The organism is Nostoc sp. KVJ3 (genome assembly GCF_026127265.1).
In the GTDB taxonomy this organism is placed as follows: Bacteria; Cyanobacteriota; Cyanobacteriia; order Cyanobacteriales; family Nostocaceae; genus Nostoc.
This window is the reverse complement of the sequence record NZ_WWFG01000002.1, coordinates 3229887-3252500: the sequence shown is the minus strand read 5'-3', so window position 1 is coordinate 3252500 and position 22614 is coordinate 3229887. Positions and strand designations below refer to the sequence as shown.

14 protein-coding genes, 2 tRNA genes and 2 rRNA genes (1 of these 18 cut by a window edge) are annotated in these 22614 nt (G+C 42.9%); 4 read left to right on the top strand and 14 right to left on the bottom strand.

All coding sequences use genetic code 11. The features are described from left to right. From GTQ43_RS30075 to GTQ43_RS30060, 4 genes are all read right to left on the bottom strand, one after another. A 23S ribosomal RNA gene (locus tag GTQ43_RS30075) occupies positions 1-443 on the bottom strand (it extends 2449 nt beyond the left edge of the window). Positions 444-636: 193 nt separating this feature from the next. Beyond that, positions 637-708 (bottom strand) — tRNA-Ala (locus GTQ43_RS30070). A gap of 95 nt (positions 709-803) precedes the next feature. Next, positions 804-877: transfer RNA gene (locus GTQ43_RS30065), tRNA-Ile, on the bottom strand. A 134-nt stretch (positions 878-1011) separates the two neighbouring features. Beyond that, positions 1012-2502 (bottom strand): 16S ribosomal RNA (locus tag GTQ43_RS30060). The 16S and 23S rRNA genes sit together here with 2 tRNA genes alongside, the layout of an rRNA operon. Positions 2503-2810: 308 nt before the next feature. On the opposite strand from GTQ43_RS30060, the gene glyQ reads away from it, so the two are divergent. Both glyQ and GTQ43_RS30050 read left to right on the top strand, forming a co-directional pair. Further along, on the top strand, positions 2811-3701 hold the full coding sequence (gene glyQ / locus GTQ43_RS30055; protein ID WP_265276290.1) for a glycine--tRNA ligase subunit alpha: 891 nt from the start codon (positions 2811-2813) through the stop codon (positions 3699-3701). Positions 3702-4150: 449 nt separating this feature from the next. Beyond that, on the top strand, positions 4151-6505 hold the full coding sequence (locus GTQ43_RS30050) for a ComEC/Rec2 family competence protein (protein ID WP_265276289.1): 2355 nt from the start codon (positions 4151-4153) through the stop codon (positions 6503-6505). 123 nt (positions 6506-6628) lie between these two features. Here the strand turns inward: GTQ43_RS30050 and GTQ43_RS30045 are convergent, their stop codons facing one another. The 6 genes from GTQ43_RS30045 to GTQ43_RS30020 all read right to left on the bottom strand — a co-directional run bounded on the left by GTQ43_RS30045 (position 6629) and on the right by GTQ43_RS30020 (position 13690). Beyond that, a complete protein-coding gene (locus GTQ43_RS30045; protein WP_414859144.1) occupies positions 6629-8038 on the bottom strand; it encodes an LCP family protein in 1410 nt (469 codons plus the stop codon). Positions 8039-8349: 311 nt separating this feature from the next. Continuing rightward, on the bottom strand, positions 8350-9552 hold the full coding sequence (locus GTQ43_RS30040; RefSeq protein ID WP_265276287.1) for an FtsW/RodA/SpoVE family cell cycle protein: 1203 nt from the start codon (positions 9550-9552) through the stop codon (positions 8350-8352). Between the two features lie 282 nt (positions 9553-9834). Continuing rightward, positions 9835-11322, bottom strand: coding sequence for a sensor histidine kinase (locus GTQ43_RS30035; protein WP_265276286.1), 1488 nt, complete (start codon positions 11320-11322; stop codon positions 9835-9837). Between the two features lie 10 nt (positions 11323-11332). After that, positions 11333-11884 carry a heme NO-binding domain-containing protein gene (locus GTQ43_RS30030; protein ID WP_265276285.1) on the bottom strand — a complete coding sequence of 184 codons (552 nt, stop codon included), beginning with the start codon at positions 11882-11884 and terminating at the stop codon, positions 11333-11335. A 304-nt stretch (positions 11885-12188) separates the two neighbouring features. Continuing rightward, positions 12189-12923, bottom strand: a complete 735-nt coding sequence (locus tag GTQ43_RS30025; RefSeq protein WP_265276284.1) for a TenA family transcriptional regulator — start codon at positions 12921-12923, stop codon at positions 12189-12191. Beyond that, the gene (locus tag GTQ43_RS30020; RefSeq protein WP_265276283.1) at positions 12920-13690 is read right to left on the bottom strand and encodes a class I SAM-dependent methyltransferase; all 771 of its coding nucleotides are present in this window, start codon (positions 13688-13690) and stop codon (positions 12920-12922) included. The genes GTQ43_RS30025 and GTQ43_RS30020 overlap by 4 nt, the downstream gene beginning before the upstream one ends. 506 nt (positions 13691-14196) lie before the next feature. Between GTQ43_RS30020 and GTQ43_RS30015 the strand changes: the two genes are divergently transcribed. Next, complete coding sequence (locus GTQ43_RS30015; protein ID WP_265276282.1) at positions 14197-15198, top strand: hypothetical protein; 1002 nt, start codon at positions 14197-14199, stop codon at positions 15196-15198. 79 nt (positions 15199-15277) lie between these two features. Here the strand turns inward: GTQ43_RS30015 and GTQ43_RS30010 are convergent, their stop codons facing one another. The 4 genes from GTQ43_RS30010 to GTQ43_RS29995 form a co-directional block, all read right to left on the bottom strand. Beyond that, the gene (locus GTQ43_RS30010) at positions 15278-15484 is read right to left on the bottom strand and encodes a phycobilisome linker polypeptide (protein ID WP_012411143.1); all 207 of its coding nucleotides are present in this window, start codon (positions 15482-15484) and stop codon (positions 15278-15280) included. 223 nt (positions 15485-15707) lie between these two features. Beyond that, a complete protein-coding gene (apcB, locus tag GTQ43_RS30005; protein ID WP_069068902.1) occupies positions 15708-16196 on the bottom strand; it encodes an allophycocyanin subunit beta in 489 nt (162 codons plus the stop codon). A 65-nt stretch (positions 16197-16261) separates the two neighbouring features. Continuing rightward, a complete protein-coding gene (gene apcA, locus GTQ43_RS30000; RefSeq protein ID WP_094341663.1) occupies positions 16262-16750 on the bottom strand; it encodes an allophycocyanin subunit alpha in 489 nt (162 codons plus the stop codon). A 390-nt stretch (positions 16751-17140) separates the two neighbouring features. Next, positions 17141-20416 carry a phycobilisome rod-core linker polypeptide gene (locus tag GTQ43_RS29995; RefSeq protein WP_265276281.1) on the bottom strand — a complete coding sequence of 1092 codons (3276 nt, stop codon included), beginning with the start codon at positions 20414-20416 and terminating at the stop codon, positions 17141-17143. 408 nt (positions 20417-20824) lie between these two features. On the opposite strand from GTQ43_RS29995, the gene GTQ43_RS29990 reads away from it, so the two are divergent. After that, the gene (locus tag GTQ43_RS29990; RefSeq protein ID WP_265276280.1) at positions 20825-22429 is read left to right on the top strand and encodes an NAD(P)H-quinone oxidoreductase subunit N; all 1605 of its coding nucleotides are present in this window, start codon (positions 20825-20827) and stop codon (positions 22427-22429) included. Positions 22430-22614: the final 185 nt, after the last annotated feature.

Genomic DNA, 22614 nt, shown 5'->3' with positions numbered 1-22614 from the left:
ACGAGGTGGTCCTCGCTGATTCACATGGGATTCCTCGTGCCCCATGCTACTCGGGATTCAGCTACTATCCTTGAGTTTTCAACTACAGGACTTTCACCTTCTTTGGTGCAGTATTTAGCTGCTTCGTTTAACCGCCAGATTCGATCTCGCTGTCCCACTACCCCAATCGGTAAACCAATTGGTTTAGGCTTTTCCCCTTTCGCTCACCACTACTTAGGGAATCTCTTAATTGATTTCTCTTCCTCCAGCTACTAAGATGTTTCAATTCGCTGGGTTGGCTCTCTCCTGCCTATATATTCAGCAGGTAGTATATAGGGTTGCCCCATTCGGAAATCTCCGGCTCAATGTTTGCTTCCAACTCCCCGGAGCATATCGTCGGTAACCACGTCCTTCATCGCCTCTGTGTGCCTAGGTATCCACCGTTAGCCCTTATTAGCTTGACCACTCATTTCATTTGGTCTTTTTATGACTTGCATTCACAACATCATTTAAGAATGTCTGTGTCTGCCTGCTAATTTCGCGTTACTATGCAGTTTTCAAGGTTCTGGCTGAGAACTAACTCAGCAGTCTGACTCACTAAGTCATGTTGCTGAACTATCACTATTTTTTTCAATTCAATGGCAATCTTGCCACAGGTGGAGGTTAGCGGACTCGAACCGCTGACATCCTGCTTGCAAAGCAGGCGCTCTACCAACTGAGCTAAACCCCATCAATTAATTAAAAATTAAAAATTGAGAATTAAAAATTTATTGAAGTTATCTTAAATTTTTAGTTTGTAATTTTACATTTTTAATTGATTCAGGTGGGCCATCCTGGACTCGAACCAGGGACCTCACCCTTATCAGGGGTGCGCTCTAACCACCTGAGCTAATAGCCCATATCGAACCAAATCATAGTTTGAAAGCTTTCAAAATACATGATGCAAATGTCTACGACCGACCTAGGTTAGACCAACTTACGTTCTATATAGCTGTATGCTTTTCGAGCTGTAAGGGGTGTAGGTCTCCCTAAAAAGGAGGTGATCCAGCCACACCTTCCGGTACGGCTACCTTGTTACGACTTCACCCCAGTCACCAGTCCTGCCTTAGGCATCCTCCTCCACGAATGGTTGGAGTAATGACTTCGGGCACTACCAGCTTCCATGGTGTGACGGGCGGTGTGTACAAGGCCCGGGAACGAATTCACTGCAGTATGCTGACCTGCAATTACTAGCGATTCCTCCTTCACGCAGGCGAGTTGCAGCCTGCGATCTGAACTGAGCTCCGGTTTACGGGATTTGCTTGCATTCGCATGCTTGCTGCCCTCTGTCCGGAGCATTGTAGTACGTGTGTAGCCCAAGGCGTAAGGGGCATGCTGACTTGACGTCATCCCCACCTTCCTCCGGTTTGTCACCGGCAGTCTCTCTAGAGTGCCCAACTTAATGCTGGCAACTAAAAACGAGGGTTGCGCTCGTTGCGGGACTTAACCCAACATCTCACGACACGAGCTGACGACAGCCATGCACCACCTGTGTTCGCGCTCCCGAAGGCACTCTTCCCTTTCAAGAAGATTCGCGACATGTCAAGCCTTGGTAAGGTTCTTCGCGTTGCATCGAATTAAACCACATACTCCACCGCTTGTGCGGGCCCCCGTCAATTCCTTTGAGTTTCACCGTTGCCGGCGTACTCCCCAGGCGGGATACTTAACGCGTTAGCTACGGCACGGCTCGGGTCGATACAAGCCACGCCTAGTATCCATCGTTTACGGCTAGGACTACTGGGGTATCTAATCCCATTCGCTCCCCTAGCTTTCGTCCCTCAGTGTCAGTTACGGCCTAGCAGAGCGCCTTCGCCACCGGTGTTCTTCCTGATCTCTACGCATTTCACCGCTACACCAGGAATTCCCTCTGCCCCGAACGTACTCTAGCTATGTAGTTTCCACTGCTCTTATCTAGTTGAGCTAGACTCTTTAACAGCAGACTTACATTGCCACCTGCGGACGCTTTACGCCCAATCATTCCGGATAACGCTTGCATCCTCCGTATTACCGCGGCTGCTGGCACGGAGTTAGCCGATGCTTATTCCTCAAGTACCGTCATTTTGTTCTTCCCTGAGAAAAGAGGTTTACGACCCAAGAGCCTTCCTCCCTCACGCGGTATTGCTCCGTCAGGCTTTCGCCCATTGCGGAAAATTCCCCACTGCTGCCTCCCGTAGGAGTCTGGGCCGTGTCTCAGTCCCAGTGTGGCTGATCGTCCTCTCAGACCAGCTACTGATCGTCGCCTTGGGAGTCCATTACACTTCCAACTAGCTAATCAGACGCGAGCTCATCTCTAGGCAGTTAACCTTTCACCAATTAAGGCACATCCGGTATTAGCCACCGTTTCCAGTGGTTGTCCCAGACCTAGAGCCAGATTCTCACGCGTTACTCACCCGTCCGCCACTGTGCCCGAAAGCACCGTTCGACTTGCATGTGTTAAGCATACCGCCAGCGTTCATCCTGAGCCAGGATCAAACTCTCCGTTTTGAAGCGTTTGTAAGCTCAATAGCTGCTCTTTTTTAACTTCAGCTTAGTTATCTTTATTTTCTTGACGCAACACACTTGCTGTATAATTGCTTTCAAACTATAATGTTTTCAAGGTTCGGTATCCCACAAAGCGGCGCTTTTCAACGCTCCGCTTCAGGCACTTATTCAATATACCGAACACAACTCCTCATGTCAACTATTTTTCCAAATTTCTTTGGACGAGTTTTTTGTCCCCCTGAAACTCCCCACAGTGACGGGTTGTAGGCAACAATGGTTTATGCACTGTGCCAAGTAAGGATAGGGGAAGCGTGAATTTTCAGTCGGTTATAGCTTTGTTGCATCAATTCTGGGGCGATCGCGGTTGTCTTATTGCCCAGCCTTACGATATTGAGAAGGGAGCAGGTACTAAGAATCCCCTGACATTTTTAAGAGCATTAGGGCCGGAACCTTGGGCTGTTGCTTATGTTGAACCCTGTCGCCGCCCGACGGATGGACGGTATGGCGAAAATCCTAACCGCTTCCAACACTATTATCAGTACCAAGTTTTGATTAAGCCGTCACCAGATAATATCCAGGAGATTTATCTTGATTCCTTAAGGGCTTTAGGTGTTCGTCCTGAAGACCATGATATTCGGTTTGTAGAAGATAACTGGGAAGATGCAACAGTGGGAGCTTGGGGCACTGGGTGGGAAGTATGGTTAGATGGGATGGAAATTACTCAATTTACCTACTTCCAACAGTGTGGAGGAATTGATTGCCGTCCGGTGTCTATTGAGATTACTTATGGTTTAGAGCGGCTGACAATGTATCTCCAGCAAGTAGAGGCAATTACTAAGATTCATTGGACGGACAACATTACTTATGGTGATGTTTACCTCCAGGGAGAGATTGAGCAGTGTACATACAACTTTGAAGCGTCAAACCCTGAGTTGCTGCTGACACTATTTAATTTATATGAGCAGGAAGCTACTCAGTTAACGGAGAAGGGTTTGGTGTTACCCAGTTTAGATTATGTAATGAAGTGTTCGCACACGTTCAATCTGCTGGATGCTAGAGGCGTGATTTCGGTGACGGAGAGAACTCGGTATATTGCCAGGATTCGGCATTTGGCTAGGAAAGTTGCTCATTTATATGTTGAGCAAAGGGAGAAATTAGGTTTTCCGTTGCTCAAAGATTTAAAACCAGTTATATCTGGGTGACTATAAGGATATTGTTGGTCAATTCTCGATGTGTGCCCCTGTGCTGGCTTTGTTTGTTTTGTATAAACTTGATGGACTATACTTCACCACAAGCATAAAAATTGTTTGGTGTTGCTGATTAACATAGTAGAAATCCGGTTTGATTTCTGAAAAGATCCGTAGAGCGTGTTAGCGATAGCGTAACGCATCAAACTCTTGATAATGATGCGTTACGAACTTCGTTCTAACGTACCCTACAATACCTAAATTTTGTTCAAAAATCAAATAGGAGTCCTATAGATGAAAAACTCACGCAGAGGCACTCCAGTCGCAGATAATAAGAGTTTGGAATATTTGATTTTTGAATTTAATTGCCAAGTTCAGTAACGCCAACTTTTTTCTATTGCTGCCATAGCTATTTTTAAGTCACATGCAAATTCGGGCTGTCAGGTGCTTTTACAAAAAATCTTATGATTCAAACCAGTGGTGTAGTTATTTGTCTTGGCTATATTTTTGGGTTGCTGTTTACGGCAGTTCCTTGGGGTGGTGTGTGGATTCTAGTTCTGGGGATAGTGGGAGCAATTGTTTTTAGAAGACGCACTAGTTCACGGCAACTTGCTCAGAAACCAGAAAATGCTGGAAGCAAAAATAAGGTAGTTCCTAACACTTGGCAAACTAATTCCCATCCTCGAATATGGCTAGCGGCTGGTTTGGTGGGATTATTGGCAACTCTATATTTTCAATGGCGAGTGCCGCAACCAGGTGTAAAAGATATTAGTCAGTTTGTTCCGCCTGGAAATAGCAACAATCAAGAACAACTTGTGATTGTTCGTGGGGAAGTGGCGAGTAATCCCCGCTTAACTCGGAGTCAGCGAGGACAATTTTGGCTGGAAGTAACTCAGTTAGATGAAGTCAAAAACGATCAAGGTTCAGCAGGTGTGTCAAAAGGGGTAACGGGCAAGTTGTATGTGACAGTACCTATACTTCAGACTACTGGGTTATACTCTAGTCAACAAATTGCGGTAACTGGAGTTTTGTACAAACCAAAGGCAGCTTCTAATCCTGGTGGTTTCGATTTTCAGAAGTTTCTGAAGCAGGAAGGAACGTTTGCTGGTTTGATTGGCCGACAAATAAATATTTTGGATCAAGAACCTAAATGGGGATGGTGGCAAATTCGGGAGCGAATTGTGCGATCGCAAGTTCGTTGGTTGGGTATTCCTGAAGGGCCTCTTGTCAGTGCAATGGTTTTAGGTAGCAAAGCTGTTGATTTGCCTTACGATATCCGCGACTTATTTGTACAAGCGGGATTAGCTCATGCTTTGGCAGCTTCTGGGTTCCAAACTTCTTTGATTTTAAGTGTAATCTTACAGTTAACGAGGCGGGCAAAAAAAGCAACGCAATTTACTCTTGGCTTTTTGGCTCTAATTATTTTTCTGAGTTTAACAGGTTTTCAACCTGCGGTTCTGAGAGCCGTAATTATGGGTTTTGCGGCATTAGTTGGGCTGCTATTAAAAAGGAAGGTGAAACAGTTCGGATCGTTACTATTAGCGGCAACTTTGTTATTAGTGTTTAATCCTCTATGGATTTGGGATTTAGGCTTTCAATTGAGTTTTTTAGCAACCCTGGGATTAGTCGTAACAGTACCTGCATTGGTTAATCGCCTAGCATGGCTACCACCTGCGATCGCTTCTTTGATTGCTGTTCCCCTAGCTGCGACTCTTTGGACTTTACCAGTACAACTTTTCGTCTTTGGGGTTGTACCATCTTATAGCTTGTTGCTAAATATAATTAGTACTCCATTAATTTCGATCATTAGTATAGGTGGAATCATTAGTGCCATAGCAGCATTAATTTGGACTCAAGCAGGAAGCTTTTTAGCTGCAGTATTGCATTACCCGACAGACTGGCTAATTAAATTAGTAGAATTTTTTAGCAATTTACCAGGAAATTCTGTTGCTGTAGGCAGCATATCTACTTGGCAGCTTTTGGCAATTTATATGCTAATTACACTGGTTTGGCTAGTCCCTTGGTGGCAGAAGCGGTGGTGGGTTGCTAATGTGATTGGAATTGGTTTAGTTTTCATCCCTCTTTGGCATTCTACAAATACATTGTTTAGGATAACGGTATTAGAATCTGGTACGGAACCAATTATAGTTGTTCAAGATAGAGGTACTGTAACTGTAATTAATAGTGGTGATGAAGGGACTGGACGTTTTACAATCTTACCATTTTTACAACAGCAGGGTGTAAATCAAATCAATTGGGCGATCGCAACTGATTTCCAAGGCAATGAAAGTAATGCTTGGTTAGAATTATTGCAACGTTTACCAATCAAAAATTTCTATGAATATTCCCCCAATGCAGAAAGTTCTATTGCAACTCAGGCAATTCAACAAGAATTACAAAAATATCAGGGATTTTACCAGCCGATGGCAGTTGGTCAGGCTGTAAAAACGGGTTCAATAGTAGCACAATTAATCAACGATCAATTACCTATCTTGCAATTGCAAATTTTAGATCAAAATTGGTTATTAGTCGGGAATGTAAAGTCTAAAGAGGTACAGCAATTAGTAAAAAGTGGGAGTTTGACCCGTCCTCAAGTGCTGTGGTGTGCCCCTCAGTCATTAAAAGATTTAGTTATTGCTCTACAACCACAAGTCGCGATCGCTTCTTCTGCTAACTTTGATCCAAAAGTTTTATCGGAACTGAATCAAAGCCAGACGAAACTATTTTTTACAGGACGAGATGGGGCTATTCAATGGACACCTGATGGTCAGTTTGAGGCGTTTATTGAATCGACCGAAAATAAGTCTTCTATTTTATAAAAACTATCATCGCTCCAATTAAAAATTAAAAATTATTAATTCAAAATTGCAAGACATTTGCAGTAGTGTGTCTGGAGATTTGTGATGTTTTCGTAGCCGTGGGATAAGTTAATATTTGCCCCCCTACTTGAGAGTATTTCTGATAACTTGCAACGAATCTTTACCGACCTGAATACTGATATCAGAGTAGAGATTGCCAGTGCTTTCCACTCGTACTTCCCCTAAATTTAAAGTGTTGCGAATTAATTCAGCACTGTCGCTATCTCCTTGTTGGGCAATAATACGAGTTACTTCTAGCGGCTCACCCCAGCTTTTAGTAATATAGATGTTGTGATAGCCAGCTTTTTCTAAGATTTTGATTAGTGGATGTAGGTTAGCTTGATTAGTGCCTGTACTGTCTTCAAGTGCTATTCGTAAGTTAGTGGGATGATGAACCGCTTCTGCTTTAAGTTCTGAATCCAAATCAAAGTACTTAGCCATCATCGCACCAATATGTTGGTTGTCTGCTATCCAGTAGCTAGCATCATATTCTTTCTTTTCGCTAAATCGACCAGGCACCATCAACATCTGCATATTGGAGCGATGGGTTTGCACCATAAAACCCAACAGCGCTACTAACTCTTCTACTGTTAAGTTGGAATCTATGTGTTCTTTAACTATGTCAAGTATTTTAGGCAGTTGACTCAGAGTCGCTGGGTTGAGAGTTTGATCGGTTAAGGCACTAATGACCATTTGCTGCCGTTGAATGCGACCAATATCTCCCAACTCATCATGGCGAAAACGCAAAAGTTGTAGCGCTTGATCGCCATTGAGATGTTGCTTACCCGCTTTCAAATTGATATATAGGTGTTGGGAATCATCTCGGTATTTCATATTTTTCGGTACGTAGACTGTCACACCACCCAAGGCATCGACTAACTTGCTGACTCCCAAAACGTTAATTCTGATATACCGATCAATTTCCACTCCATCTAAGAGATTACTGACTGCTGTACTGGTCAAAGCCGGCCCACCATAAACATTGGTCGCATTAATTTTGGTCATACCATGCCCAGGCACCTCTATGCGGGTATCTCTAGGAATGGAAAGCATAATTAATTTTTTCTTTTCTGGCTCAAATCGCAGTAGAAGCATCACATCCGAAAGACCATCAAAGGAATTTAGTTCGGGCTGATATCTCATGTGTAGCGTTTCAGGGGGAGGGTTCTTAATGTCTGGTGGTAGAACACTCATCCCCAAAACTAAAACGTTCACAGGCCGACTTAATGCCGAAAACTGTAGTCCGTTCCCAGTGATCCGCTTTCCATCAAAGACTGCTTGCTGTTTTTGATTTAGTTGAGTTTTTTGCAAAGGCTTGCTCGTAAAAGAAACTGCTAACAGCGTGCCAGCGATCGCTGCTCCCATTGCTACACAACCTATCCTCACCCAAAACCACAGCCAACGTCTTGGTTTTAGCTTTTTGGCATTTTTGTTACTTTGTTTAAAGGCTTTTCCCGAATGGTTTTCTCCTGTTGGCATTCTTTTACCACTCACTGCTTACATTTGGACTAGACATTTTTTGCTTGTCAATCCAAATTTAAAGCAGACAAGCTAGACCATAATAGCTTACTCTCAAATTATCTTTTAGCCAAAATCTAATCTGACACAGAGTAATAGCAACCAATTATGAATGCTGCTAAACAATTTATGCCTTAGAACTATCTGCAAACGAGGTTACAGAAGCAAATAAATCTGGTTCACATCTCAACCCAAAGTAATGAGTTTCAAAATTGTCATATCTATGTCTGTGTTGACAAAAGGTTTTGATAAACCAGCAAGGCTTTTTTGTAAATTTTATATCTAGCTCAATTCCTAGTTTTATGAAAACCCCGACGTTTGGTTCTATTTTCAAGCAGGGGTTTTCGCAATGGTACTACCTCAGCTTCACTACTCTCGCGTGCAACCCGAATTAGCAGCCCAGCAGCTATTAAGCTAGCAATCATGGAATTACCACCATAACTAAACATGGGCAAAGGTAAGCCAGTAGTTGGTAGAGAACCTGTAGCCACACCAATATGGAGCAATGATTGTCCTACCATCACAATCGTCACACCGATCGCTACCAATCGATGCACTGGATTTTTTGCCTTCAGCGCCACAATTAATCCGAGAGTGGCGAATGTAGCTAAAAGCGCCAACAACACCATACTGCCAACAAAGCCAAACTCTTCAGCGAACACGGCAAAAATAAAATCGGTATCCTGAATTGGTAAATAAAACAGCTTTTGTTGAGAATGCCCAAATCCGGCTCCCCAAGTTCTACCAGAACCTACAGCTAGTAGACTTTGCACCAACTGGTAGCCATCTCCGGTTGCATCCGCCCACGGGTTCAGGAATGACATTACCCGCTTACGCTGATACTCTTTTATACTAATACTGAATATTGCCAACATCACTCCGCCAATTGCTGTTCCTCCCAGATACTTGTAAGGTAAGCCAGCTGCTAGAGCAATTAGCCAAATAGTCATACCGCAAAGTGCTGTTGTACTTAAGTTAGGCTGGGCGAGAATTCCTAAAAGTACCAGACCGAAAATACCCAACCAAGCCAAACGAACCCGCCAACTGATACGTTCCCAATGCCCAAAAAGCCGCGCACTTTGCAACACCAAAAAGGGTTTAATTAATTCTGAGGGTTGAATCGGAATTGGCCCGATCGCAATCCAACGCGCTGCGTCAAAAGCCTTTTTTCCTAATCCTGGAATCAGTGTGACAAAAATTAATGCCAAAAACAGCAATAAAAACCAATGGGATACTCCCAAAATTTTCTGCAACGGGAAATTAACAATAATATTGAATCCGATTAAGGAAACTAAGACCCAAAGCAACTGACGCTTAAAATAGTATAATCCATCACCCTGACGGGCATCAGCGACGGGATAAGATGCTGAAAATAGCATGATTAAGCCGACAAATAGCCAAATCAACGTTAACCAGCGCAACAACCGCGCTTCTAGTGCCCAGTTGGAGACTGAACTATCAAAAATTGGAATCAGGCGGCGTAGATTCACGATCAGTACAGGTAAAAAGTTAGAAATTAAGAATTAGGAGTTAGCAATAAAACTCATAAATCATAACTTATAACTTATAAGTAGGCTTTACAACCATAAATCTTAGAATTGTCAACTTCAATACAGCACTCATCAGTATTCTGGTCGTACAGCGTTGGCTATGCCCCATCTTAATACAGTCCACTGAACAGGAATTTAGTGGGGACTTGATACCCTTACTCCCTTTAGTGCTGGAGAGGGCAAAGCCATTCTCTTCCTTTCTAGGTCAAAATTAGAAAGTGGTCAGTCCCTCTGTGTCACTGTAAGAATTGCTGAATTCTGATAATTTATAAAACTCAATGATTTAACGCAATCAACTGCTTTTCTGTCCATAGACAGGGGAATTTCAATCCAGAACTCAGTTCCTTGTCCAAGTTCTGATAAACATCTCAGTGTTCCCCCATGTTTTTCAACTACAATCTGATAGCTAATTGATAAACCTAATCCTGTCCCTTTACCTACAGGCTTAGTTGTAAAAAATGGATCAAACAGTCGTTCCTTAACTGCTTCTGTCATTCCTGAACCATTATCAGCAATTCGGATGACACAGTTAGTTTCGATAACTTCTGTAGTAATTGTAATTTTATTAGGACTGGTATGAATTTCTGCGATCGCGCGTTTATCATTATAGCTATCGATCGCATCAATGGCATTACTAATAATATTCATGAATACTTGATTCAGTTGCCCGGCGTAGCAATCTACCAAAGGCAAATTTCCATAATTTTTAACTACTTTGATTCCAGGATGATCGACGCTATTCTTAAATCGATTCTGTAAAATCAGCAAAGTACTATCTAGTCCTTGGTGAATATCAACCCTTTTCATCTCCGCTTCATCAAGACGAGAGAAGTTCCGCAAGGACAAGACAATTTCCGAGATCCTTTCGGCTCCTACTTGCATCGAATCTAAAATTTTGGGTAAATCTTCTAGTAAAAAATCTAATTCGATTTCCTTAATATAATTTTTAATTTCTGGCACAGAATCGGCATAAAATTTTTGGTAAAGATACACAAGCTTTAGTAAACTCTGTGTATAATCTTTTGCATATTTTAAATTCCCGTAAATAAAGTTAACGGGGTTATTAATTTCGTGAGCAACTCCTGCAACCAGCTGTCCCAGGCTAGACATTTTCTCAGCCTGAACTAATTGAGCTTGAGTTTGCTGTAGCTCCCGGAGGGATTTTTCCAATCTTTTGGCCTGAGCCTCAGCAATTTCCGCTAGATTTTCCTTGATTTGTAGCGCACTGCGTAGTTGTGCCCTTTGTTGTTTCAGTTCGCTTGTTAACTTTTTGGCATCAGCCAAAGCGGTGTTCTGAGCTTGCAGTAGAAATAGAAAATCAACAATTGGATCGTGAATCGCAAAGTCTTTGAGTTTTAGACCTAAAGGAACCAGGCTAGTGGTATCTGTAATCCAAGGAGAACCTAAAAAAAATATCACCTCTTGTTCTGGTTCATACATCATCTGACCCTTGAGTTGCATTCCATTGTGGAGAAACTCTAAAATAAACAGGGCCCGAGACTGTTTACAAATAGCATCAAAATCAACCAGAATTTTGGGACGATTAATATAGAAATGCTGCTCCATCAATTTACCAACTAATGACTCTGGACTAATGCGCCCCAAGACATCACCAGTTTGTACAATTTCACGATTACGGTTAAATGCAAAGTGGAAAGGAAAGGCTTTCGCCAGTAACTCTGGTGAAAGCGTAAGGTGAGGAGGAGCCATGCTACTGCACTCAATTTGGTTTATAAATCACTAAAAATTCATCATGTTCAGCACCTTCATCCCGATTCTGGGTTTGGGTAATATGAACTTCTGTATCAAACCTTGCTCCCAATCCTTTGATTAGACCAATAACCATTGGAGTCAGCCCTTCTCTATCAGACCGATAGTGTAAGCTCAGAGAATTTTCCTCCATATCAGTACACTCAAATGATGGGGGCTGGAGTTTAGGAAAACTAACTCCTACACGAGCATGAAGATTGTCGAGGTTTTCTAAAAACTCAGGTAATGTATCTCCACTCATATCCATCATTTCGCCATAGCCTTCTTGGGCTGTGTATTGAACCCAAAATTCCCCAAAGGCTTGGATAATTGCTGTAGGAGATAAACTTAAAACGACACTGGCAGCTTTGACCAACTTGTGGGTGATGTCATCGGGATAGCCTTCCATACTGAGGAAAACATCTACATCCACCTCTGCTTTGTGCTTAATTTCTTTCCAAGTCTCTTCACCAAAACGACTGCACACCATGTCTTGAATCGCCTTGTTCACTAATCCGTACATGGAAGCCTCCTCATAACTGCACCTAATTTTGCTTTTGGAATTTGCCCAAGACTCGATAACTAATTTCTTAAAAAGGTTATTTGAATAACAAAGTTTTCTGTAGTTAAACGTTGAAAATATTTTGTTACAGATTTAAAATCCCAAAAAATAAGTAAAACTGTTTGTATTTTAATGCTACAAATCCTCATTGTTACAACCGTATTTTCACTTATTCCTTTTACCCAGCTAGTTTTGAGAGTTTGTAGTAATCATTAAAGTCATTACTACAAACTTATTTCTCCATCAATTTAAACTTGACAGACTACTAGAGCAATGCATCAAAATGCACCCAGGAATCAGGATACAAGCTGTATTTAGAGATTTGACGCTGAATTCCGTTAAAAAATTGGACACGAGCATCCATAGCTTCTGCAATAGCCAGTTTTATCTTGATATCCTCTTCATTCATGGTTATTTGAGGTTCAATCACTGCTGCTAGTTTTGCTGCGTGACTATCATCTACATCAATATGAACTTCAAAAAAGATCAGGGCTTCTTTGGGTAAGGGAGCAGCACCAATAATTCCTTTGTATAGTTGTGTGTACAGTGAGCTAACAATCCCTTCGGAAGCATAACAGACAGCACCCAGTGCAGCTAAGTAGCCATATTTATGTGGCATCTGCAAGTAGGTTTCAATAAGGGCACGAGTTTCAGGTGTAGTGGGTAGTGCTGCTAGGGTTTCGTCGTCCATACCAAGTGCGCGGGTAAATTGACGAAACAATTCTGGGTGGGACTGAGTCATATCTCCCTGTCCCATTTCGTCAAATAGGTTTTCTAAGATGACTAATTGACTACTTTCGTCTTCGCAACAAGATAAGATGCTAGCTAAGATCCGATTAAATTCTTTGGAGAATTTGTACATCTGAACAGCTAGTATCTGTATGTCTGGTAAAAATAAATTTCCAGATCGACAACGGATTAGAAACTCATGGTTCCATAAAGGATGATTAAGCGTTATTTGACGGAAGGAATTTCTTACTAAAGAAGATGTATTTGTCATCGTGATATTTGTAGGGCTAGATGGAGTGGTTGGTCAAGTAACGGGCTAAAAAATGATTCGTCTACTGCAATATGTTCTGGAGTCACACGCAATTCCTGCAAAATTGGCATGGTATTAAAGCCAGCAATTCTAAGGGCATTAAAGTAATCCTCAAGAGTTTTGTGAATCAATTGAACATTTAGCCAGGAGCCATCTCGTTTCCAAATACGACCAGGAAACTGCTGATCTCGCTTGCTGAAGTAGCCTACACCCTCAACTTGAAAATAAAACGGATATGCTGCCTCTCGCATATATGGAAAAGATGGATGGGGAACGCTGAATACAAATCGACCGCCCGGACGAAGAATGCGTGCAACTTCCGCCATACATTCTTGGGTCTGAGAAATTGTCAAATAGTTAAATAGAAACACTGCAACAACTAAGTCAATTTCGCCATCATCAAATTGCTTGAGACTGGTAGCACATCCTACTTCATAGCTAATACCTAAAGCATCTTCTACTTCTTGCAATTTTGCTGCTTCAATCATGCCTTGAGAAAGGTCTATTCCATGAACTTTTGCAGCACCACGCCGACGTAATTCTCGACTGCAATAACCTTCTCCGCAACCTATATCTAGTACTTGCAAGTCACCAACAGGCTCACAAAGTTTTAGTACAAAAGGGCGTGCCGTAAAGTCAGAGAGAGAACTGGGTTCTCCTCTAATCCAGTCTGATGCTGTGCGATTATATAAGTTTTTAGTTGAGTCTTTGTGATTCACGCTTGACATTTATAGGTGTTAATTTATACTGGTTTTATAGCCTACTTAATCAATTCATTCGGACAAAACTGGAATAATTGATGTATATGTTTTAACAGTTAATATGTTTTGCTGATAAGGTTGATTTTACCGATTTTAGTTTGATTGTTAATTTTGCGTTTAAAAACTATCCTTCTCAAAGGAATCACTACCCTGAATATTGTCATCTTGTTAGTTTCTTCAAATATAAACAGCTAAATTATATTTAACTTCATGAACTTACGTTATTACTTAGTTAATAGCAACTTCATATATATAGGCAGTTAAATTTTAAAATTTAAACTTCATTTATACTTTACTAAAAAAGCTAAAATTTGCTCTTTTAATGAAGAAAAATTAGATAAGTAAACAGTATATTTTACGAAGTGTAAATACAATAATCTTGGTAATTTGTGATAAGTAGATTCGTTTTAAAGACGAACTAGATTTGGATAAATCAGTTATTTAGTTAATTTAGAAGAAGTTTGGAAAAGATCATGTTAGAACAACTGTTAGCAGAATCAGCAACGTGCGATCGCGTAGAATATGAGCGAGCGATCGCATTTTCTCAACTTGGCGATCGCCTCTTTGACGAACTTGCTGATAAAATTGCTACAAGGCGACAGTACCGACTACTGTTTGAACACACATTAAAGCCTGAGTTATTCCAGCAAATCCGAATTGCTGCTGCGGGTTATATTTCAGCGTGTCTGAATAGTCCCATCATTCTTTCGGAAGCTGAAATGCTTGAACGACTACTGGAAGCAAGAAATACATTACCGAACTACACCGGCACTGGTCTTTTGATGCCTAAACGAGAACACACTCTAGCATTTAACCTTTTCCAAAAAAGCGTAGTTGAGGCTTTCTACCAACTAGGAGCAAATGATCTGATTGATGCAGTAGATTTACCAGTCAATCTCCGTATGGTCTATGGCAAGACTGACGCTGAAAAGTTACGTTTGCCCTTTGCTAGCTCAAAATGCCATAGCGATGTCTGGGCAGGTGTTGCTGCTGACGCGACTGTAGTAGTTCTGCCACTATTTGGCGACATCGATAATATAACTATTGAAGCAGGTGAGATGCCCCGCGAAATGGAACTACAGACGATGCGGGTGATGTCAGACTTTGCTGAAGGCCGGGATGTTCCAATGGTTGTCTCTTATACAGAAGCACAACTACAACACGGTACAATGTACTTTAATGATGCCCGTGGATTGCACCAAACGGTAAGAAGGAAAACTGAAGGTCTAAGAATTTCAGTAGATTTCCGGTTTCGGAGGAAATTCAATGAAGCTTATCGGGCAATGGTAGCACCTAATATTGGTGGTGTTGAAGAAGATATGAGTGTGCCTTACGAAGACTGGTTGAAGGTTGGTAAGGAAACACTAATTGTATTTGATGAAACTTCTGAACAAGCAAGGAAAAAACAAAATTCTGGCGCTCCAGTTCCGCTATATACTCGCGGGTATCGCCTTGTAGAAATATTCAATTCTTAACTTTCAGAAATATAAGCAACAAAAAAGAGGTCTTTTTCGACCTCTTACCAATTCCCTAAAATAATATTCTATTTACAGATTACGACAAGCCAGTATTAGCGCCTTGCTTACCAGTTGCCAGTTCTACTTTGATAATTTTGCCGCCTGCTTTTTGAATACGTTGCTGTTCGCGGAACCAGTTCTCGTAGGGAACTAGCTTAGTAAAGTAAGTATTTTGCAGTTCACGTTGGGTACGAATTCGGGTTTGGCTAGGAACTAGAGCAGTAATTTTAAACAAACGGGACATATTTTGAAAATCTCCTGTAAACTTTGTGAAAACTTTTTTTATCTCAAAATCTTGAGTGCAAATCTTTTAATCATTCAAAGGCTGGAAATCAAACATCAATACTAGACCACCAACACTCATCACTGATAATTTACCAAGATAAGCAATATAACGTTCTAGCACTCACGGTTGATTTCCAGACCTTAATAAAGCCGCACCTAAATTCTTAAGTGCAAACTAGCTCTTAGCTTAAGCCAGAAGAGATATAGTCTAAGTAAACGCCCATTTCCTTACCAGCGTCAGAACCAACCAAGCTAGCGGTTACTTCCTTGATTGCTTGGATAGCTTGCACAGTAGCACCAACGGGAACTCCTAAAGAGTTGTAGGTTTCCTTCAAGCCATTTAATACGCGCTCATCCAAAATGGAAGGATCGCCAGCTAACATAGCGTAGGTGGCATAGCGTAGGTAGTAGTCCAAATCGCGGATGCAAGCAGCATAGCGGCGAGTGGTGTACATATTGCCGCCGGGACGGGTGATGTCAGAGTACAGCAAAGATTTTGCTACAGCTTCTTTAACGATCGCAGCAGCGTTAGCGCTGATGGTGCTAGCAGCACGTACCCGCAGTTCGCCAGTAGCGAAGTAGCCTTTTAGCTTTTCTAAGGCAGAAGAGTCGAGGTATTTACCTTGAACGTCTGCGGAGTTAATGACAGCGGTAATTGCGTCTTGAGCCATGTTGTTAATTCCTTATTTCCAACCGTATTGCAATACTTCTGTTTAAGTAGGTAAACAGCTTTACCCTATCCTAGAAGAGCGCCAACTAGGTAGTCGAAGTAGCTACCAGCTTCACTAGCATCATCACCAGACAGCAATGTACCAGCTACATTCTTCAGCCCACGGATACCTTCAGCAACACCATCGATAGGAGTTCCCAAGGACTTGTACAGTTCACGAGCACCTATAACACCGATTTCTTCGATGGGGGTAACATCACCAGCAACGATACCGTAGGTAACGAGGCGGAGGTAGTAATCTAGGTCACGCAGACAAGTAGCAGTCAGTTCTTGACCGTAAGCGTTTCCACCAGGAGACACAACATCAGGACGCTTTTGGAACAGTTGATCGCCAGCTTGCTTAACAAGGCGTTCGCGATTTTCTGACAGAATTTGAGCAATCCGCACACGGCGCTCACCACTTGCAACGAAGGATTTGATCCGATCTAACTCACCGGGGCTGAGATAGCGGGCTTCTGCATCAGCATTCACGATAGCTTTCGTGACAATACTCATTAATGGATTCCTCCAATACGAATGAAACCAGGATTTGATTAAACTGGTGCGACTTTAAATTTGGTTTACGGAGTTTGTTCTCTCGTCCTTTTAGACACAGCAGTTTGATAACTGCTACGGCTAATAAATTACGAGTTTGCTTGAGTCCACACAAGTACACAAGCTTTCAAACTCAGTTACCTTCCGCAAAACATTTTCCGGCATTCTGTTGAGCATTTATGACTGCTCTTAACACTTTGTAATATTGCCTTTCAGAATTCCCTGTTTTAGCTGTAATCTGAGAGCGGTATTACGAAAGGTTACGAATGGGGCAGAGGGCATAGGGCATAGGGCATTGGAAATAATCTGTACCCTATTCCCTATTCCCTAATCAACCGCTACACCGCTGAGTTAGTTACCTGCTAGAGATGGGAAGCGGTTGTAAGGCACAACATCTTCACCAAAGTAGCGGCTATATTCTGGACTTTCGACTATCGCTTCTACAGCAGCCGACAAACCACTATCAGCTAGCAGCTGCTTGTACTGGCTAATTTCTTCCTGAGTTGCGGGTGTACGCCCCAACAGGTGGCGGAAGAGGAACTCAATCACCTTGGCATGAGGATAAGGTGACAAGAAGCGCTGGCGATAGATTTCGGAACTGGCTAGTTCACGCACAAACTCGCGGACGGAAATTTCACCATTCTGGAGTTTGCCCTCTAGATCAGTACGGCGGAAATTATCAGGCACTTCACCGCTAAATACATCCAACACTTGATGGTAAATGGCGTTGATTACCTGTTGTTTTTGGGCTTGGTTGGTGCTTTCCGTTAGACGGTAAATACGTGCATTTTTTCGCACACCCTGTTCTATGGATTGTCCGCTACCATCGTTGTAGGAACGACCCAGTTCAGCAAATGAGGGCTTACCGTTTGTATGCGCGGCTATATCTGCGATCGCCTGGGCTAAAAGCGGAGTAGTAGTCGATCCCACGCGCGGCTGTACTGGCTTAAAGCTAGGTACAACGACATCATCGTTTTGCTTGGTAAGCTGGTTGTACAACTTCTCTGTATTCGGGAAGTTTGCCGCCGGGAGGGTTGGGAAGCGACGGTAAGGCACTGTATCTTCACCAAACACCTGGTTATATTCCACACTATCTACCAAAGCACCAATAAAGGCACGAATACCTTGAGTAGCCAAAATCTGGTTATACTTGCGGATTTCTGCTTGGTCTAGTGGCGCACGTCCCAGGAAGTGTTTAGTTCCTAACTCAATTACCTTGGTGTTGGGGTAAGGTGTGTAGAACTCTTTCAGGTATAGGTTAGAGTAACCCAAACCTTCAATAAATTCCTTCACGCTAATTTCGCCATTCCCCAGCTTGCTTTCCCACGCCGTAAATTCGTTTTTGGCGATGTAGGGTGCAATATCCCGCTCAAATATCTGACGATACGCAGCACTGATCAAAGTTTGCACTGCAACTTTATCACTGGTATTCGCCACCAATTTGAAGATTTTGGTTTGTTCGCGTTGCTTGGTGACACCTTGGTTAATGCGGAACTGAATATCTGGTTCTGACCGATTTTCTGTCACTGTACCCAGTGTTACAAAGCTCGGCGTTACTTCCTTCTGAATTTTCGCCGCAACATCTTCACGAATGCTACCAACGCGCAATTGTCGCCCTGATACACCACCAGGAGTCAGATAACGTTCGTAAGGAATTGTATCTTCACCAAATGCTTCGCTGTATTCTACGCTGTTAATAATGGCATCAACTACCGCGTAAAAGCCCTGTTTAGCCGCGATGTCAAAGTATTTGTTGATTTCTTGACGGCCATAAGTCGGACGACCCAACAAACGGCGGTGAATATACTCGATCGCTTTACAAACATAGAGCGATGACCAGTACAGATTGCGGAATACATCCGACTTAGCCAAAGCACGGATAAACTCCCGTACCGAGATGTCGCCGTTTTCCAGCTTGATTTCCAATACCTTCGGGCGCTGACCTTCGTAAAGATCGCGACCAAAAACTTGCAAGTAAGCAGCTTTAATCAGTGCTTGCGTGGAGCTTTCGGAGTATCTGACGCTAGAATTTTTGGCAGCCTTTTTACCTCTAGTACCAGGTAGCTGGTCTAATTTGAACACCTTGGGACCAAGGGTACCAGGAGCTTCACCCCGCGCTTTGGGGTTACTATTTTGGTTATTAATCCCTGCCCCTTGGTGAATCAGGATGCGCTTGGTATCCTTGCCAAAAGGAGCCGGACGGGTGCTGGGGTTGCGAGTTTCTTTCGGGAAAATCGCCCCAAACTGAATTTCTAAGGGGTCATTGCCAGAACCGTAGGGATGTTGATCTGGTAACGGTTGCTCGTAAGCCGCAAATGTGGTAATGAACTGAGGTATTTTGCGGAAAGGCGCACTGTAGTTAAACAGATCTTGCTGCGGCCCCCAGTTGCGACATTCTTGGGCTTCTTGACCCAGACCCCGGAGGTAGGGTACTGTTTCTTCACCAAAATAGTCGCTGTATTCAGCAGAATCGACTAAGGCATCTACCAAGGCTGGTAGACCACCGTTAGAAATAATCGAGAAGTATTTTTGTACTTCTTCGCGGCTACTTGGCCCCCGTCCTAAAATGTGACGGAAAGCTAGTTCGATGACTCGGCTGTTAATAAAAGGCTGATAAAACTGTTTTTGGTAAAGGGGAGATTTAGCTAGACGACGGACAAACTCTTTCACAGAGATGTCGCCATTCTTGACTTTGGATTCTAGGTCAGATATGGATAAGCTATAAGCACGGGTAATGTCGCGCTCAAAGATTTGCCGATATGCGGCCTTGATTACCTCATTTTTTTCGCTAGCTGATAACCCAGTCTTCAAGACAAACTTCGGACGGCGTTCTGCTGCATTAAAGTAAATTTGCGGCAGTTCTAAACCTTGCTGGTCACTAGAGGGGCGTTGGCGGACTTTATTTGAAGGTGTGGCTGCTTTGAATTCTGTTAACAAAACATCCATGTACTGAGACACAATTTCTGTAGCCTCAGCATCTTTGCGGAAAAAGGAAAGAGCACCTGCTTTGATTTCTTGCAAAGCTACTAGCGTTGCTTCACCAGAACAGGCATTCTCAATTATTTCCCGTAAACCCCGTGTATTCACAGCTATGATGTTGGGGTCGCCAGCAACGATCGCATAAGTAGCGTAACGCAAGAACCAAGATAAATCCCGCAAGCTCTTGGCCATATTGCTTGGGCCATAGCGAGCAATGTTAATTGGTCTGAAACCCGATGGTGTCGGGCCACTGGGGGATGAGTTAAAGATTGAGCGTAAATTTTCTAGAAACCCACCACGACTTTCAACATAGGTTACTGTTCCCAGTTGCATCCCTTGTTGAACATTCGCGCCACCACCAGCAGTTACTAATTCTGCTTCTCTGGGCTTTTCTAAAAAAGCCATTGGCGAACCACCAACAAAAATCCGGTTGGCAGCGCGAGACACAATAATTTCGGCATTATCTGTAAGCGTCTGAGAAATTTCTAAACGCTTTGCACCAGATGCAAAATAGCTTGCCAGTTCATTTAGTTCACCACTTACCAAAAAGCGGTCTTGCTGCTCGGCTTGGGTAATTGTCGCTACAGCTAGGGTTTGATATAGTTGCGGACGCGCAACTGAGCTTCCACCACTCGCCTTAATACTCATCGGATTTGTAAAACTCCCATCATAATCGTTACATATGTTAAATCTGGGTGGTTTTGAGGGTTGACACATCAGTGTCTCTGTGCTTTATCAGCTTGAGAGTTTTGCCTACAAAACTGCCAGTAAATTAACCCAGTTAGCTTTTAGATTAGAACGTTTTGCGTTCTCAAGGCTGGTTTATTAAGAAGTATGTAGAAGCTGTAGCTTAGATGCATTGAGTCTTAACAGTACATACTCTTGTTTGGCTGAGATCAAACCTAAGTTTTGTAACTAAGTAGTCCAGTAGGCATAAGCTAATTGTCAGACAGTTTGGGATTCATTCTTGTTCAAAGAGCTAGTCCGCGAATTAGAAAACTTGCTAGAGTGAACAGAGTTAGCCTTAATGTCTAATCGCCAAAACCTATACATCTCATGGATTTTGCTAATATTGCATCCCAGTTAAATGCTGGAACGATTTTACCAGAGGGGATTGTTATTCTCACCCTCTTGGGGGTTTTGATTGTTGATTTGATTTTGGGGCGTACATCCGCACGCTGGATTGGATATCTAGCGATCGCAGGTTTATTTGCTTCGATTGTCGCCCTATATTTTCAATGGGACGCTCCTAATCCCATCTCTTTTAGCGGTGGCTTTAACGGTGATGATTTGAGTATCGTCTTTCGCGGCATCATTGCCTTGTCTGCCGCCGTCACTATACTGATGTCAATTCGCTACGTCGATCAGAGCGGCACGCCATTAGCCGAATTCATCGCTATTTTGCTGAGTGCAACTTTAGGAGGGATGTTTTTATCCGGGGCTAGTGAGTTGGTGATGATTTTCATCTCCCTAGAAACCCTGAGTATTTCCTCTTATTTGTTAACAGGTTATACCAAGCGTGACCCCCGCTCCAATGAAGCGGCGCTGAAATACTTGTTAATTGGGGCTTCCAGTACGGCAGTATTTTTGTACGGTGTATCACTGCTGTATGGACTATCTGGAGGACAAACAGAACTAAGTGCGATCGCAAATGGCATTGCCGCAGCGAAAGTGGGACAATCTTTAGGTTTAGTGATTGCCTTAGTTTTTGCGATCGCAGGTATTGGCTTCAAAATCTCCGCCGCCCCCTTCCACCAGTGGACACCAGACGTTTACGAAGGCGCTCCCACCCCAGTCATCGCCTTTTTATCTGTTGGTTCCAAAGCAGCTGGGTTTGCCCTAGCCATCCGCTTGCTGACAACAGCCTTCCCCCTAGTTGCAGACGAGTGGAGATTTGTCTTCACCGCTCTAGCCGTTCTCAGCATGATTTTGGGTAACGTAGTCGCCCTAGCCCAAACCAGCATGAAACGAATGCTAGCTTACTCATCTATTGCCCAAGCTGGGTTTGTGATGATTGGCTTGATTGCTGGCACACAAGCCGGGTATGCCAGTATGATATTTTACCTCCTGGTTTACTTGTTCATGAACCTGTGTGGCTTTACCTGCATCATCCTGTTCTCACTGCGGACAGGAACCGATCAGATTGCCGAATACTCTGGCTTGTATCAAAAAGACCCACTCCTAACACTGGGGTTGAGTATTGCCCTGCTTTCCCTGGGTGGTATTCCCCCGTTGGCTGGGTTTTTCGGCAAGATTTATTTATTCTGGGCTGGTTGGCAAGCAGGGCTTTATTGGTTAGTCTTACTGGGCTTAATTACCAGCGTCGTCTCCATCTACTACTACATTCGCGTAGTTAAGATGATGGTAGTCAAAGAACCACATGAAATGTCCGACGCAGTAAAAAATTATCCCCAAGTGCGTTGGGATTTGCCTGGGCTAAGACCTTTGCAAGTAGGGTTGGTGGTAACATTAATTGCCACTTCTATAGCAGGGATTTTGTCAAATCCACTGTTTACATTGGCTAACAATTCCATCTCCAATACCCCATTTTTGCAAGCAACAATCAAAAGTAATGTAAAAACACAAAATCTAGTGCTTTTACCAAAGTTAGATTCGGTTAGTCAGTCTCAACCCTCAGTTGATTCTACCGCTAAGATTTAACCGGGTTTCAATACAACTTTGCACTCAAAGACACGCCTGTTTGCTAATTAGCAGACAGGCTTTTGTTTATACATGAATATGCGTTTATAAGTCAATATGGTTCACTTAGAGGTTGTTTGAAAAGTATTTAGCTGTGATTTTAGGCACTTGTTGATCCCCCCTAACCCCCCTTAAAAAGCAGGGCT

What these genes read in the sequence shown, in the direction of transcription:
- GTQ43_RS30050 (WP_265276289.1), top strand. Translation starts at nt 4,151, where the DNA reads ATGATTCAAACCAGTGGTGTAGTTATTTGTCTTGGCTATATTTTTGGG.
- GTQ43_RS30035 (WP_265276286.1), bottom strand. Translation starts at nt 11,322, where the DNA reads ATGGCTCCTCCTCACCTTACGCTTTCACCAGAGTTACTGGCGAAAGCC.
- GTQ43_RS30030 (WP_265276285.1), bottom strand. Translation starts at nt 11,884, where the DNA reads ATGTACGGATTAGTGAACAAGGCGATTCAAGACATGGTGTGCAGTCGT.
- GTQ43_RS30025 (WP_265276284.1), bottom strand. Translation starts at nt 12,923, where the DNA reads ATGACAAATACATCTTCTTTAGTAAGAAATTCCTTCCGTCAAATAACG.
- GTQ43_RS30020 (WP_265276283.1), bottom strand. Translation starts at nt 13,690, where the DNA reads ATGTCAAGCGTGAATCACAAAGACTCAACTAAAAACTTATATAATCGC.
- GTQ43_RS30015 (WP_265276282.1), top strand. Translation starts at nt 14,197, where the DNA reads ATGTTAGAACAACTGTTAGCAGAATCAGCAACGTGCGATCGCGTAGAA.
- GTQ43_RS30010 (WP_012411143.1), bottom strand. Translation starts at nt 15,484, where the DNA reads ATGTCCCGTTTGTTTAAAATTACTGCTCTAGTTCCTAGCCAAACCCGA.
- apcB (WP_069068902.1), bottom strand. Translation starts at nt 16,196, where the DNA reads ATGGCTCAAGACGCAATTACCGCTGTCATTAACTCCGCAGACGTTCAA.
- apcA (WP_094341663.1), bottom strand. Translation starts at nt 16,750, where the DNA reads ATGAGTATTGTCACGAAAGCTATCGTGAATGCTGATGCAGAAGCCCGC.
- GTQ43_RS29995 (WP_265276281.1), bottom strand. Translation starts at nt 20,416, where the DNA reads ATGAGTATTAAGGCGAGTGGTGGAAGCTCAGTTGCGCGTCCGCAACTA.
- GTQ43_RS29990 (WP_265276280.1), top strand. Translation starts at nt 20,825, where the DNA reads ATGGATTTTGCTAATATTGCATCCCAGTTAAATGCTGGAACGATTTTA.